The sequence below is a fragment of the Stenotrophomonas sp. G4 genome (assembly GCF_003428825.1).
Classification (GTDB): domain Bacteria; phylum Pseudomonadota; class Gammaproteobacteria; order Xanthomonadales; family Xanthomonadaceae; genus Stenotrophomonas; species Stenotrophomonas indicatrix.
Genome location: NZ_CP031741.1, coordinates 1,138,459 through 1,153,214, shown reverse-complemented (window position 1 = coordinate 1,153,214; position 14,756 = coordinate 1,138,459). Strand labels below are relative to the sequence as shown.

The window sequence follows — 14,756 nt, the reverse complement described above, 5'->3', positions numbered from 1 at the left end:
TTCAGACGTCGCAGAGGCGGATCGCCTCGCGCAATGAGGCAACGGGATCTGGCGCTGCAGGCGTGAACTCCTGCGCCAGATACCCCTTGAAACCGGTGTCGCGGATCGCGCGACAGACGGCCGGATAGTGGAGCTCCTGCTGGTCTCCGATCTCGTTCCGGCCCGGCACACCTGCGGTGTGGTAATGCTTGAAGCAGGCGTGATGCTTGCCGATGGTGGCGATGATGTCGCCCTCCATGATCTGCATGTGATAGATGTCGTACAGCAGGCCGAAATTGTCCGAGCCCAGCCGCTGGCACAGCTCTACGCCCCACGCAGAGTGGTCGCACAGGTAGTCGCGATGATCGACCTTGGAGTTCAGCAGCTCCATCACCAGCACGACGTTGCGCTTCTCGGCGTGGCCGAGGATGCGCTTGAGGCCGGCTTCGGCGTTTGCCAGGCCGGCCTGCGGATCCATGCCGTTACGGTTGCCGGAGAAGCAGATGAGGTTACGATAGCCGGCATCGGCAACCAGATCGATATGCCGCGTGTAGCGCTCCACCAGCTGATCGTGGAACTCGCGGCCGGCAAAGCCTTTGGTAAGGCCCAGCTCCGCGCCGTTGCACATCGAGCTGTATACGCCGTGGGCCTTCAGCGTGGGCCAATCCTCCGGGCCCACCAGGTCGATCGCGGCAAAACCGATGTCCTTCACCGTCACGCAAAGCTGGGCGACCGACAGCTGCGGGAAGGTCCAACGGGCCACGGAGTGCTTCAGGTTGCCCTTGAGCGGCGCCGTGGCGGCAAACGCAGGCAGAACGCCCGCCGCCCCCAAGCCAAGGCTCGCAGCAGCCGCCATGCGCAGCGCATCGCGCCGCGTGAGGCCCGGGGCCGGTCTGATCGAATGGATGGACATCCACCTGCCGGCCTCCCAACCGGTATCAAACACTGACGATTTCACTGCAATGCAATCGATTGCACCATAGGGGAGGAAATTGTCTGTTTGCAAGTCGCAGTGCACGAAAGCCGATGCTGCAGGGCACCACGGCAAGCCCGATTCCGGCATCGCAGCTGAGCGGCCAAGGTGTGCAGCGCTGCGGGGAAGCGAAGGCGCGTGAAGCTCAGTGCATTTCCCGCTCGCCCTGGGACCGGGCCAAGGCGCGCAGGTGTTGATGCCAGCGCGGTTCGAATTCCGCGTAGCTGCCGAACAGCTGCTGGAAGGCCGCTGGATTTCCGCCTCGGTGCAGAAGCAGCAGAGCTTGCCGACGATGGGCTTGGCCGTCGCCTTCCATCAGGAAGTGGACCAGGCTCCACCATGCCAGGTAGTAGCCGTTCACGTGCGCTGCGACGGGCGGCCCGCTGTCTTCCACCAGTTGCCGCAGGGTGGGCAGCGGCACATCCTCGAGGGTGGGGAGCCCGGTGCTATCGAAGCGTAGTTCGCTCAGCCACCAGACCGGGTAGCCGGCCGGATCCGGCGTGCCCACGTGCAGCTTTCCGCCTGAAAGCCTGCTGGCGCCGAAGTAGCAGGCCATGCCTTCGTTCATCCAGCGTCGCGGGGACAGGCCACTGGCCTCGGCCAGCAGCTGATGGGTCACTTCATGCAGCATCCACTGATGGGGAGCGCCGCCCTCGCCGGGGTAGGCAAAGGCGTAAGGTCGGCGGTAGTACGCCTCGGCCCATGGGCTGCTGCGGTTGTGTGCCTTGAAGTCGGCCTGGTCGCGGTACAGCACCAACTGGAAAGGCCCGGCGGTGCCCCGCTGCCCCACGGTCATCGCATACGACCGATGCAGCGCTTCCACGGCCATGCCGACCGCAGCGGTCTGTTGCGGGTTTGCGGCACTGTGGATGAGGAAGTGCGGTGTACGCGACGCCATCGCAGGCAGGCCAGGTGGCGCGGTCGTAGCTGATTGGCGCCGGGAATCGCGGTTACCGGCGTCGCCGCAGCCGCCGAGAATCAGCAGCAGGGCGACGGTGGCTATGCGGAAGCGCGTCATGTGCACCCACGCTACAACAAAAACCCCGGCAGGCGCTGGGCCTTGCCGGGGTTCTGCAGGCCGGAGCCTGGCGGGAATCAGAACGGAATATCGTCGTCAGCGAAGTCATCCATCGGCGGGGCCGACTGCTGAGGCTGCTGCTGCGGACGCTGCTGGCCGTAGCCGCCGCCCTGGTTGCCGCCCTGGTTGTAACCACCGCCCTGGCCGCCACGCGGGTTGCCACCACCGCCGCCGCCGTATTCCTGGCGCGGGGCCTGCTGGCGCTGCGGGCGCTCGCCGCCAGCGAAGTTGCCGCCGCCACCGCCGCCGCCTTCACCGCGGCCGCCGAGCATCTGCATTTCATCGGCGACGATGTCGGTGGAGTACTTCTCCACGCCGTCCTGGCCGGTGTACTTGTCGTAACGCAGGCTGCCTTCGACGTACACCGAGCTGCCCTTGCGCAGGTACTCGCCGGCGATCTCGCCGAGCTTGCCGAAGAACACGACGCGGTGCCATTCGGTACGTTCCTGCTGGTTGCCATCCTTGTCCTTGCGGACGCTGGTGGTAGCCAGGCTGATGCGGGTGATCGCCATGCCGCTCTGGGTGTACTTCACGTCCGGGTCGTTGCCGAGGTTGCCGACCAGGATGACTTTGTTGATGCCGCGCGCCATAGGTACCTTCGTCCGTTGTCCAGGGGCAGGCCGCCAGTGATAGCACGTCCCCGGGCGGGGTGCAGAGCGCTGGGGTCGCCCCCGGGAAATTTGGGGGAATGCGAGAACGGGTCATCTTATCATCCCCTCGGCCGACACCTGGGTCAGGAAAGCCCCGGCCGTGGCCGGAATCCGGCTTGCGGCCCCCGGGCACGGCACTGCGCGCGCCCTGCCCCGGCGCGCGGCGCCAGCCCGTCGGCGCCCCATGGCATCATTCCCCGATCATTTCCCTGTCGGCCCCCATGACCATCAAAGGCAAAGCCACCTCCCTGGACATCGCCCACCTGGCCGGGGTCTCCCAGCCCACGGTGTCGCGGGCCCTGCGCGGCAGCCCGATGGTCAACGCCGAGACCCGCGAGCGCATCCTGCGCATCGCCCGCGAGCTGAACTACAAGGTCGACAAGAACGCCTCCAGCCTGCGCCTGCGCAATGCCGGCACGCTGGCCCTGCTGTTCTTCGAGGACCCGACCAACGACGACTCGCTGATCAACCCGTTCTTCCACTCGATGCTGGGGTCGATCACCCGCGCCTGCGCGCTGCATGGGCAGGACCTGCTGGTGTCCTTCCAGCAGCTGTCCACCGACTGGCAGGCCGATTACGAAGACAGCAACAAGGCCGATGGCATCATCCTGCTTGGCTATGGCGACTACCACCAGTCGCGCGACCGCCTGCAGCGGCTGGTGGAACAAGGCACCCACTTCGTGCGCTGGGGCGCGGCCCTGCCCGGCCAGCCGGGGGTGTCGATCGGCAGCGACAACTTCCAGGGCGGGCATGACATCACCGCCCACCTGCTGGAACAGGGCTGCCGCCGTATCGCCTTCCTCGGCCATGCCTCCAGCCATTACCCGGAATTCCAGGAGCGCTATCGCGGCCACGTCGAGGCGCTGCGTGCGCATGGCCTGACCGCCGACCCGGCGCTGCAGCACGATGCGATCACCACCGAGGCGTCCGGGCATGAGGCGTGCCTGTCACTGCTGGCCCAGGACCGCTCCATTGATGCAATCTGCGCGGCCAGCGACCTGATCGCCATCGGTGCGGTGCGCGCACTGCGCGAGCAGGGCCTGCGGGTGCCGCAGGACGTGGCGGTGACAGGCTTCGATGACATCCCGCTGGCGGCCTCGGTGTCGCCGCCGCTGACCACCGTGCAGCAGGACACCAAGCAGGCCGGCCAGCTGCTGGTAGAGAAGCTGCTGGCGCTGATCGGCCGGCAGCCGGTGGAAGGCCAGAGCATTCCGGTGAAGCTGGTGGTGCGCGAGTCGTCGCTGCGCACGTAGCCCTTCGGTAGCGCCAAGCCATGCTCAGCATGCATGCGTGGGACGCAAGGCCGACGACAGCCGGGCATGGCCCGGCTCTACAGGACCTGCATCGCTACGCGCCGCCCGGCATGGCCGTGCGTACCGCCATGCTGAATTCATCCAGCAGGAAGGGCTTGGCGATCATCGCCATGCCTTCGTCGAGGAAGGCCGCGCGCTCCTGCGCCTTTTCCGCATAGCCGGTCATGAACAGGATGGGCAGCTTCGGCCGCGATTGCCGCGCGATCTCCGCCAGCTGGCGCCCGTTGAGTCCGGGCAGCCCGACATCGGTGACCAGCAGATCGATGCTCTGCGCCGAAGTGAGGATGGGAATCGCCGCATCGGCATCACCCACCACCTGCGCGTGATACCCCAGGTCTTCCAGCACCACCGTCACCAGCATCCGTACCTGCTCGTCATCCTCCACCACCAGGATGGACTGGCCGGCGCCGCGCCGGATCGGCTGCGAAGGCGCGGGCACGTCCTCCACAACGGCCTCCGACAGGGGAATGAACAGCAGCACCGTCGTCCCTTCGCCGACATTGGACTGGATGGCGATGTGGCCACCGGATTGCTGCATGAAGCCATACACCATCGACATGCCCAGCCCCGTTCCCTTGCCGATGGGCTTGGTGGTGAAGAAGGGCTCGAACGCACGCTCGACCACTTCCGGCGCCATGCCGGCACCGGTGTCGGCCACCTCCACCAGTGCGTAGTCGCCGGCAGGCACGGCCGTGTACTGGCCTTCCCTTACGCTTACCGACGAGGCACGCAGAGTCAGATCGCCGCCGTCCGGCATCGCATCCCGCGCGTTGATGGCCAGGTTCAGCAGCGCGCTCTCGAACTGGTTGGCATCCAGCGTGGCGTGCAAGGGCAGCGGCGAGGGCTCGGCGCGGATGCGCACCGCTTCGCCCAGGGTGCTGTGCAGCAGGTGCTGCACCGACACCAGCAGCGTATTGAGCTCGACCGGCCGCGCATCCAGCGACTGCCGTCGTGAGAACGCCAGCAGGCGCTGGGTCAGTGCCGCCGCACGCTGGGCCGAGGCGGTAGCGGTGTCGAGAAAACGTTCGAGGTCGTCGACCCGGCCCATGTCCAGGCGCAGCCGGACGATGTCCAACGCGGACAGGATGCCGGTCAGCATGTTGTTGAAATCGTGGGCGATGCCGCCGGTCAGCTGGCCGATCGCCTCCATCTTCTGCGACTGCCGCAATGCAGCGTCGCTGGCCTCGCGCGCCGCCATCTGCGCTTCCAGTTCACGGGTGCGCTCGGCCACCATCGCCTCCAGCGCGTGCGCGTGCTGTTGGCTGCTGGCAAGGGCCAGCTTGGCTGCGGTGATATCGGTGACGAACACGTGGAAGCCGTCGATGCGCCCCTCGCCATTGCGGCGCGGCGAGTAACGCACTTCGCAGTCCCGGCGCCCATACACGCGATGTGGCCAGACGATCTCGAACATCGCCTCGCGACCGGCCAACGCGGCTTCCATCGCCGGGCGACGCTGCTGCCACACGGTCTCGCCGATGACCTCGCGCACGTGCCTGCCGATGACCTCGCCGGTGGCCAGTTCGAACCAGCTTTCGTAGGCCTTGTTGGCGAAGCGGAAGCACAGCGCGCGGTCCACGAATGCGATCAGCACCGGCATCGCATCGGCGATCAATCGCAGCTCGGACTCGCTGCGCGCCAGCGCCGCACGGCCATCGGCCAAGGCGGTGACCTGGTCGCGCACCACGAACTGCTTGCCGCGCGCGCGCAGCGCGCCCTGCACCGCGCTGAGCAACGACATGCTGCCCAATGGCCGGTCCATTTCCACCACGTTGATCGAGCCGGGCAACAACGGTTCACGGGTGGAACGCCGGTAGGAACGCGCCGAGCGCAGCAGGATGAACGGAATGTCCGACCAGGTGGGCTGCTGCTGCAGCGCCTGCAGCAGTACCTCGCTGCCGCGTGCCACCGCTTCCTGGGTGACCACAACCAGCCCGGTGCAGTCATCGAGTTGCTCAGCCAGCACTTCCAGGCTTGGCGCGATGCCTGTCCTCAACCCTGCGCCGGCCAGCACCGCCGCGATGCTGTCGGCATCACGGCCGAAGGGAGCGACGATACGGACAACGGTGCCGCCCTCATCGCTATCGGACATCGGACTGGCCCAGCAGCGCTGCGCTGTCGCCGACGAACTCCGGCGTGCCGGTGAGGATGCCCTGGAAATCGGCCAATGCGGCACTGACCGTGATGCCGCGCCCGTCGATCTTCAGTTCGCGGATGGTGTCTTCATGCGCACCGCCGCGGTTCTTGATCACCGAGATCGCCTTGCGGATGCGCCCCTTGGCTTCGAAGAAGCGGAACAGCACCACCGCATCGGCGATGTAGGACACGTTGAGGCTGCCGGTGGACATGGTGCCGACCAGCCCATGCTGCGGGTTGATCATGAAGGTCGCCACACCCTTCTGGTTGAGGTAGGACAGCATCTCGTGCAGCTGCAGCATCAGCTGCTTTTCCTGCGGCATGGCGGTCACGTAGCCGTTGAGGCTGTCGATCACCAGCACGCGGCAGTCGCGCTCTTCCACGGACTTGCGCAGGTTCCAGGAGAACTCCCCGGGCGACACTTCAGCCGGGTCGATCTGCAGGATCTCCAGCAGGCCGGAGCGCAGGTGCTTTTCCAGGTCGATATCCAGCGCCGAAGCGCGTGCCAGCAGCGTGCCCACGCGCTCGTCGAACTCGAAGATGCAGCTGCGCTCGCCTCGCTCGCAGGCGGCCCACACGTACTGCAGCGCCACGTTGGTCTTGCCGCTGCCGGCCGGGCCGGTCAACAGGGTGGAGGTACCGCGCAGCGGACCGCCGCCCAGCAGCCGGTCGATCTCGGCCACGCCGCTGCTGATGGGCGTTCCGACGAACCGTCCGTGATGCTCCGAGGCGATCAGGCGGGGGAAGATCTGCACGCCACCGCGACGGATCACCATGTCGTGGTAGCCGGCAACGAAATCGACGCCCCGCAGCTTCTGCACCTGCATGCGGCGCCGCGCAGGGCCGAAGTCCAGGGTCAGGCGCTCCAGCGAGACCACGCCGTGGCACAGGCTGTGCAGCTGGCCGTCGCGCTCATCGCCGCTGGACGTCAGGTCGTCCACCAGGAAAACCGTCGCACTCTTGGGCGCGAAGAACTGCTTCAGTGCGAGGATCTGCCGACGATAGCGCAGCGAATCCTGCGCCAGCAGGCGCAGTTCCGACAATGAATCGAACACCACCCGGGTCGGCCCGATGCTGTCCACCTTGGACATGATCAGGTTGACCGTCTCGTCCAGCTCCATTTCCCACGAATGCAGCACCGACTGCAGGCGGCCATTGCCCATTGCCCCTTCGGCCGAACCCAGCTCGAACAGGTGCAGACCGTCCAGCGACCAGCCGTGCGCCAACGCGACTTCGCGCAGCTCCTCGGCGGTCTCGGACAGGGTGATGTAGAGGCAGCGCTCGCCGCGCCGCAGGCCTTCCAGCAGGAACTGCAGGGACAGCGTGGTCTTGCCGGAGCCCGGCGGCCCCTCAAGCAGGTACAGCCGCGCCTGCGGCAGCCCGCCACCAATGATGCTGTCCAGTCCTTCAATTCCGGTTGTGATCCGCATGCGTGCCTGCATCGACGTCGACGTTTGAGGGGGAAAGCCTATCGGCGCCCCTGTCGACGGGTTGTGTGATCCAGCGCACCGCTGTTAACGCATTCAGGAAGCTTTCACGAGCACAACCGGCGGGAGATGACGATGAAGTGGGCCGGCTACCAAGGGCTCCGTCTTCCTGCAGCGCCCACGCGTGGGGTGGAGTGATCGGAAAGCAGATCCGCGCCATGCGTGGATGGGATCGCCAGCTGCGCCAAGTGGACGTCACCGGCCGCAGCGCTGCCAGCTCACTCTTGCGATCGGGGGACTATCGCGCCTGTCTTCGGCCCCAGCAGCGCCAACAGCACATAGACCACGATCGAGGCGACCGTACCCAACGCAGCCGGCAGACCGAACGGCCACGGCGACCGCCCCTGCAGCCTTGCCCAAGCGCCCAGGTGCCAGGCCGCCCCCAGGTTGATCAGCCAGGCGATGACAAATACCGGCCACTGCACGAAACCGGCTGCGCGCAGCAGCGGCGTGGCAATGAGCGCAGCCACAATGGCACCGATCAACAGGACCAGGGCAAGACGGGAATGCCGGGCCGAGGCGGTGCTCATGCGCTCAACCCGCGGACCATCACCAGCACCGGGAAGCCACGCGTGTCGGACTCGACAACGGGCTTCCACCCCAATCGCGCATACAGACCACCGTCCAGCGACTCGGTCTGCAGGTAGAGCTGCGATATGCCCATCGACCGGGCGTGCTTCACTGCGCGCTCGACAAGCGTGCTGGCCAACCCTCGCCCGCGTTGGCTGTCGGCCACATACACACTTCCCAGCCAATGCTCATACTCGGGAAAACCGGGCATCTCACCGCGCTTGAGCTGCACGGCGCCGACCACCTGCCCATCGTCGATTGCCGCCAGTACATGCGGGAATCCCTGCGCGTCCTTGGGCCTGCACAGACGCAGACGCTCATCTTCCAGAGTGAAGCCTGCATCCTTTCCCCACTGCGCGTGATACCACTGCGCCAGCTGCTCGCACTCCGGCGCCGCTGGCGCCAGCATCCTGAACTCCATGGGCAACCTCGCTGTCCTGTTCGTCCTTCAGGCAAGCATGCTTCACGTCTGCAGCCACTGCAAATTGTTGACCCGCCGACACCGCGCATGGGCTCGGGCTACAGCGGGCGGGCATTGCAATCAGCCCTGCGCGAAGTCCTTCAGGATCTCGCCGACGCCGTTGGGCGAGATCTCGAAGCCCAGCGTAGTGCCCGGATTGATCACCACGCCGTAGCCGCCCGGCACGCGACGCAGCACGTCCAGCATCAGCCAGCGGACCTGATGCTCGGCCTGCTGGCTGTAGATGCCCACCCGTGCCGGATCGGTGAATACGGCCACGTGCAGGGTGCCCTGCTTGTCGAACAGCAGCGGGTCGAAGCCACTCCCATCGGGTGTGACCAGGCTGCCGGTCAGCAGCACCACCTGGGAAGCGACGAAGGCCTCCATGAACGCCCGGATCGGCACCGTTCCGTCCATCGCGGCCTTGAGCAGGGTTTCGATCGGGGTCTGCGGGGCAAGGTCGGTCATGGCGGTACAGGCGCGGCGTCAGGGGGTGCCTATTGTGCCGGATGCCGCCACACCGGGTAGTGCCGGCCGCTGGCCGGCAAACTGCATTGGGTCCAACGACGAAGAGGCTGCCGGCCAGCGGCCGGCACTACCGTTTCCGAAGTCGCTGGTCGCGCGCCTGCTGATCGGCCATGGCCTTGTCCAGTTCGGCCTGCAGGGCCGGCTGCTGCACGTCCGCATCCAGCACAAACACCTTCACCCCGTGCGCCGGCACCTCCGCCTTCAGACTGCTCTTCACCGCCACCTGGCCACCGTCCAGCGCGTCGCGCCAGAGGCCGGGCTGCAGGTAGCGGTCGACGCTGAAGGTCTTTGCGGCATCGCCCTTGTTCAGCAGCACCAGCGCGGTCTGCGCCACGTCGCCATGCTGCAGCACACGGAAGAACACCGCTTCATCGCCCTGCAGACGTTCGTTCACCTGCAGGCCGCGCTGCAACGCCGGCGTGCTCCCGCGCAGCTTGGCGATGCGCTGCAGCGGGGCGAAGATCGGGCTCTGCGGGGCTGCATCCACCCGCGGCTGGCCGAAGTAGGCACGGTTGCCGGCGTGCTCCGCACGGCCGCGCATGAAGCCGGTTTCCGATCCGTAATAGACCACCGGAATGCCGCGTGCGGTGAACAGCCAGTTGTGCGCGTCGATGAAGCCGCTGTCGCTGGCCTGCAGGCGTGGCATGTCGTGGTTGTCGTAGAAGCTCATCAGCTCATACGGGTTGGCGTACGGGCCAGCGGTCAGGTGCAGCGGCTCGGCCAGCGTTTCAAAGCCCTTGCCGGCGCTGCCGAAGGCCTGCTCCAGCGCGCCGCGCAGCGGGAAGTCGAGCACGCTGACATTGGCGTTGGCCGGCCAGGTGTGTTCGGCGATGCTGGCGGCGTTGTAGTCGAACGCTTCGCCGAACATGAACATGCCCGGGTGCTGCGCGCGGATGCGGTTGACGAACTCGTGCCACCACGGATGCGGCAGCCAGCCGATGGTGTCGATGCGCAGCGCATCCACACCCTGCGCGGTCCACTGCAGGTACGCCCCCACCAGGTAGTCCATCACTGCCGGGTTGTCCTGGTTGAAGTCGCTCAGCTCGGCCAGGTTGCCATCGAAGATCGAGCCGTCCTTGCTGTCGACCGGGCCGATGTTGTTGTAGAACGCGTGCAGCGGATTGTGCTTCGGGTCCAGCTTCTGTGGCGGCAGGTTCTGGTGGTCGGCAATCAGCCTGCCGTCCTTGTCGAAGATCTGGCCGAACTGCGGCTGCCGCTTGGGCATGGTCCAGGCCGGCGAACCATGGTTGCCGACGATGTCCAGCACCACCTTCAGGCCGGCGCCGTGCAGGCCCTTGGTCAACCCGGCAAAATCCAGGTCCCTGCTCGGCAGGTGCTCGTCCAGCGCGTAGAAGTTGATGCCCCAGTAGCCGTGGTAGCCGGTCTTGCCACGGTCGGTCAGGGTGCTGGTACAGCTGATCGGCTTGCTGCCGGTGAAGGCTTCATCCGGGTTGTCGACGATGGGGGTGATCCACACCGCGCCGAAACCGAGGTTGCGGATGTAGTCGGCGTTGTCGAGCACACCACGGAAATCGCCACCGAGATAGCCGATGTTGCCGTCCACCTTGTCCGGGCATGGCACCGGAATATCGAAGGTACGATGCGTGCCGCCCTGGTCGCGATGGTCGTTGGACCGATCGCCGTTGACGAAGCGGTCGGTGACCACGAAGTACACCGCGTCACTGGCGAACGGCTCGGTGGTACCAACGTAGGACGGACGTGGCGCAGCCACGGCATGGCCAGCGAACAGCACAAGGGATACAGCAACAGACAGGGCACCACGCATCACACCACCTCCGGACGGGACGGAACCCGCAACACGCACAGACCGGCAATCAACAGACTGCAGCCACCCAGCACCAGGACATGCATCGGCTGGCCACCCAGCCATGCGCGCAGGGCGAAACCAAGCGCGCTGGCCGCGACCAGCTGCGGGATCACGATGAAGAAATTGAAGATGCCCATGTACACACCCATCTTCGCCGCCGGAACGCTGTCCGACAGCAGCGCATAGGGCAGCGACAGGATCGAGGCCCAGGCAAAGCCGACGCCGACCATCGGCAGCAGCAGCCACTGCGGATCCTCGATGAACATCATCGAGATCAGCCCTGCCCCACCCAGCCAGAGGTTGACCAGGTGGCTCCAGCGCAGGCCGATCGCCCGCACCATCGGCGGGATCAGCAGCGCGGCCAGTGCGGCGAAACCGTTGTAGGCACCGAACAGCACGCCCACCCAGTTGGCACCTTCGTTGTAGGCCGCCGATTCGACATCGGTGGAGCCGAAATGCATGCCGGCCACTGCGCGCGTGGTGAAGATCCACATCGCGAACAGGGCGAACCACGAAAAGAACTGCACCCAGGCCAGCCGGCGCATGGTGATCGGCATCGCGCGCAGGTCGCCGACGATGGCGGCCAGCATGTGCGTGCCCGGCAGTACCCGCGCCGCCGCCAGCAGTGCGCCGTAACCCGCGCACAGGCCGGCCAGCACGTACAGCATCCTGTCGCCGTGGCGCCACGCGATCAGTGCCGCCAGCAGCACGCCGAGACCAAGCCACAACGCAACCTGCGCCCACGGCGCAGGGCCGGTCACCGCGGCCCCGGCGTGATGCGCCGGCGGTTCGGCGTCGTCGAAGCTGGCCAGCTCGTCGGGCGAATACTCACGGGTGCTGACCACCGTCCAGGTGATCGCCGCCAGCAGCACCACCGCGCCGAAGTAGAACGCATAGCGCACGGTATCGGGCACCTCGCCCGCCGCCGCCGTGTTGGCAACACCGAAGTGGGCCAGGATGAAGGGCAGGAAGCTGGCAACGATCGCGCCGACGCCGATGAAGAAGCTCTGCATCGCATACCCCGCCGGGCGCTGCCGTGGTGCCAGCTGGTCACCAACAAAGGCGCGGAACGGCTCCATCGACACATTGATCGAGGCGTCCAGCACCCACAGCGTGCCGGCCGCGATCCACAGCGTCGGCGAGTTCGGCATCACCAGCAGGGCCAGCGTGGTCAGCACCGCGCCGATCATGAAGAACGGGCGGCGCCGTCCCCAGCGTGTCCACGTGCGGTCGGACAGGTAGCCGATCACCGGCTGCACCAGCAGGCCGGTCAGCGGCGCGGCGATCCACAGTCCGGGCACCGCGTCCATGTCCGCACCCAGCGTTTCGAAGATGCGGCTGGCGTTGGCGTTCTGCAGGGCAAAGCCGAACTGGATGCCAAGGAAGCCAAAGCACATGTTCCAGATCTGCCAGAACGACAACTGCGGCTTTGCAGGACGGCTCATCGTGCATCCTCTGCTGCCGCCACCGGCGCAATCTTCAGCGCCTGCACCTGGGCCTGGTTCAGCACGCCATCACGACCGCCCTTGCCGCCGGTGTAGTGCGCGAAGTGCTGCAGCGCGCTCATGTTGAAGCCCTCTTCCAGCGTCACCGTGCAGCGGCCCTTGGGTACCGCGAAGGTTGCCGCGGTCGAGTCCTGCGCCGCCACGCTGTGCGGCAGCGTTACCGTGTGCCGCTGCGGAGGCTGGCCCTTGCACTGCACGGCCAGCTGCTTCACCGCCGCGGTCACACCGGTGTTGATCGGGCCGTTCGGGTTGCTGTACTGCAGGCGCAGGCGCACGTGGCCCGCCCTGGCTGCATTGAACTGCCATTGCCGGCTGCCCCGCAGCACCTGCTGCGGGCCGACGCAGACCATCGGGCTGTGCAGGGATTCCAGCGCACCTTCGCGCCGGGTCAGGCTCAGGCAGTGCTGCAGGCCATCATCGCCGACGCGCACCTGGCCCTTGCTGGCCGTGGCCGCGACACCGTCCTGCCAGAGGACCTGGCCGGCAGCCACCGCGACCGACCAGCCCTTGCCACTGCGCTTTGCCCGGGGTGCCAGCGGCGTGGCCGGTGCTCGTGCATTGGCATCGGCACGCGGCACATCACGTCTCACGGCTGCCGGTGCAGCGACCAGCTGCACGGTGGTCGTGGCGCCGCGCGTGCGGGTTTTGCCTGCGACCAGCAAGCCACCATCCACCTGCTTCGGGCGCTCCAGCACATAGCGCTTGCCGCCCGCCTCCAGGCTGATCCGCTTCTGCTTTCCGAACAGCTCCGGCACCAGCTCGGCCGGCAGCTTGGGCTGCACGCGACCGTCGTCCTGCACGCCGAACACGCCTTCGGTGACCATCGACAGATAGCCGGCCACCGACCACAGCTGGCGCTCGGAGTTGACCACCGGCCCGCTCAACGCACCTTCGTCCACGTGCACGGCCTGGCTGACCAGTTCGTAGTTCTCCATGTTGGAACCGGCCAGCGCCGCCCCTTGCATCAGCGAGCGGATCTCGGCAGCAATGCGCGGCGCATCGTCCACCTTGCGCGCCGCGCGCAGCGAGTACGCGCTCACGAACGGCCAGATCGCACGGTTGTGGTAGATCGGCTGCTGCGCTTCCTGCGGCCACACCACCGGGCTGCCGGCAGCCCCCATCGGATAGCCCGCCAGCGCCCGACGCGCACGCTCAGCAGGCAGCACGTCAGCGAGGATGCCCAGCGACAGGCCGAGCAGATCGATCTTGGCGTACGGCACCGGGTGCGCCGCTTCGCCGATGTAGCTCATGTACTGGCCCATGTCTTCGCGCCAGAAGCGCGCGTCGATCTGCACCGCCAGTGCATCGGCCCAGGCCCTGTACTGCTCGCTGCGCTCGTCGCCCAGCTGCGCGGCCATCTGCTGCGCCAGGCGCAGCGCCTGGTAATGCAGCACGTTGGTGGACAGCGCATAGGAATCACCGATGAAGCGCACGTCCTCGCGCGTCCAGTCCGGATAGGTCTGCTCGCGCCAGTCAAGGAACGAGGTCTCGCCGCGATACAGGCCCATCTGCGCGTCGAAGACCATCGCCCGGTCCTGCGCCAATGTGCCCTGCAGGGCCTGCCAGACCTGCTCGGCAAACGCAGGATCATCCAGCAGGTGTCGGGCAGCGAGGAACCACACCACGCGGTCGCTGCTGATCGGCCAGCTGCCACCGGACCCGGTGTCCTGGGCCACGAACAGGCCGGGCGTATGCCCGTCGCGCGCCGCCGACAACTTGAACTGCAGCGACTGACGGGTGCGCTTCGGGTCCAGCTTGGCCAGCGCCAGATCGGCTGCAAAGCTGACGTCACGCGTCCACACATATGGCCAGCGCGCGCCGGTCTGGAAGCACTCGCACGGTACCGGACGGCCTTCGTCGAAGGCCGGATCGCGGATGGCATCCACCCGGTCCTGGTCCATTTCCTGCTGGGCCAGCGCGAACAGCGCATCGAACATCACGCTGCCGGTCCGGCTGCGCATGGGCGCGGCGGCGATGCGCACCTCACCCTTCGGCGCATGCAGCACGAAGCTGCCCTTGGCAGCGGATTCGGCGCGCGCCTGGCGGCCGTCGAATGTCAGGTCGGCCGCGTGCGCGGTCGTCCCCAGCGCTGCCCCCAGGGCAGCGGTCAGGCAAATGATCTTCAGCATCGAAGCGGCAGACCGGCTTGCGCCCGTCGACCTCCCTCCCTCTCTGCACCGTTGTGGGTCCGCACTGCCGTTGCCGGCGTGCGGGCGCGGCACCTCCCTCAAGGTGCCCTGGCCCCATGGTAG

The 14,756-nt window shown here is 66.9% G+C and carries 12 protein-coding genes; 1 reads left to right on the top strand and 11 read right to left on the bottom strand.

From position 1 onward, the window contains the following. Position 1 precedes the first annotated feature (1 nt). The 3 genes from D0Y85_RS05330 to D0Y85_RS05320 all read right to left on the bottom strand — a co-directional run bounded on the left by D0Y85_RS05330 (position 2) and on the right by D0Y85_RS05320 (position 2,620). Positions 2–892: a TIM barrel protein gene (locus D0Y85_RS05330; RefSeq protein ID WP_205420735.1), complete on the bottom strand. Its 891-nt coding sequence runs from the start codon at positions 890–892 to the stop codon at positions 2–4. Between the two features lie 205 nt (positions 893–1,097). Next, complete coding sequence (locus tag D0Y85_RS05325; protein ID WP_162887615.1) at positions 1,098–1,970, bottom strand: hypothetical protein; 873 nt, start codon at positions 1,968–1,970, stop codon at positions 1,098–1,100. 77 nt (positions 1,971–2,047) lie between these two features. Beyond that, complete coding sequence (locus tag D0Y85_RS05320; RefSeq protein ID WP_093817592.1) at positions 2,048–2,620, bottom strand: single-stranded DNA-binding protein; 573 nt, start codon at positions 2,618–2,620, stop codon at positions 2,048–2,050. Between the two features lie 281 nt (positions 2,621–2,901). Between D0Y85_RS05320 and D0Y85_RS05315 the strand changes: the two genes are divergently transcribed. Further along, positions 2,902–3,933, top strand: coding sequence for a LacI family DNA-binding transcriptional regulator (locus D0Y85_RS05315; RefSeq protein ID WP_117309748.1), 1,032 nt, complete (start codon positions 2,902–2,904; stop codon positions 3,931–3,933). A 94-nt stretch (positions 3,934–4,027) separates the two neighbouring features. Here D0Y85_RS05315 and D0Y85_RS05310 read toward each other — a convergent pair whose 3' ends face one another. The 8 genes from D0Y85_RS05310 to D0Y85_RS05275 all read right to left on the bottom strand — a co-directional run bounded on the left by D0Y85_RS05310 (position 4,028) and on the right by D0Y85_RS05275 (position 14,633). Beyond that, complete coding sequence (locus D0Y85_RS05310) at positions 4,028–6,082, bottom strand: PAS domain-containing sensor histidine kinase (RefSeq protein ID WP_117309747.1); 2,055 nt, start codon at positions 6,080–6,082, stop codon at positions 4,028–4,030. After that, positions 6,072–7,568, bottom strand: a complete 1,497-nt coding sequence (locus D0Y85_RS05305; protein WP_093817589.1) for an ATPase domain-containing protein — start codon at positions 7,566–7,568, stop codon at positions 6,072–6,074. The genes D0Y85_RS05310 and D0Y85_RS05305 overlap by 11 nt, the downstream gene beginning before the upstream one ends. Positions 7,569–7,831: 263 nt before the next feature. After that, complete coding sequence (locus tag D0Y85_RS05300) at positions 7,832–8,143, bottom strand: hypothetical protein (RefSeq protein WP_117309746.1); 312 nt, start codon at positions 8,141–8,143, stop codon at positions 7,832–7,834. Continuing rightward, positions 8,140–8,604 (bottom strand): GNAT family N-acetyltransferase, encoded by a 465-nt coding sequence (locus tag D0Y85_RS05295; RefSeq protein WP_117309745.1) that lies wholly within the window; start codon positions 8,602–8,604, stop codon positions 8,140–8,142. The genes D0Y85_RS05300 and D0Y85_RS05295 overlap by 4 nt, the downstream gene beginning before the upstream one ends. Positions 8,605–8,724: 120 nt before the next feature. Next, positions 8,725–9,111, bottom strand: a complete 387-nt coding sequence (locus tag D0Y85_RS05290; RefSeq protein ID WP_117309744.1) for an SseB family protein — start codon at positions 9,109–9,111, stop codon at positions 8,725–8,727. Positions 9,112–9,238: 127 nt separating this feature from the next. Beyond that, positions 9,239–10,957: an alpha-amylase family glycosyl hydrolase gene (locus D0Y85_RS05285; protein ID WP_117309743.1), complete on the bottom strand. Its 1,719-nt coding sequence runs from the start codon at positions 10,955–10,957 to the stop codon at positions 9,239–9,241. Then, a complete protein-coding gene (locus D0Y85_RS05280) occupies positions 10,957–12,444 on the bottom strand; it encodes an MFS transporter (RefSeq protein ID WP_117309742.1) in 1,488 nt (495 codons plus the stop codon). The genes D0Y85_RS05285 and D0Y85_RS05280 overlap by 1 nt, the downstream gene beginning before the upstream one ends. After that, the gene (locus D0Y85_RS05275; RefSeq protein WP_117309741.1) at positions 12,441–14,633 is read right to left on the bottom strand and encodes a Six-hairpin glycosidase-like protein; all 2,193 of its coding nucleotides are present in this window, start codon (positions 14,631–14,633) and stop codon (positions 12,441–12,443) included. The genes D0Y85_RS05280 and D0Y85_RS05275 overlap by 4 nt, the downstream gene beginning before the upstream one ends. Positions 14,634–14,756 lie beyond the last annotated feature (123 nt).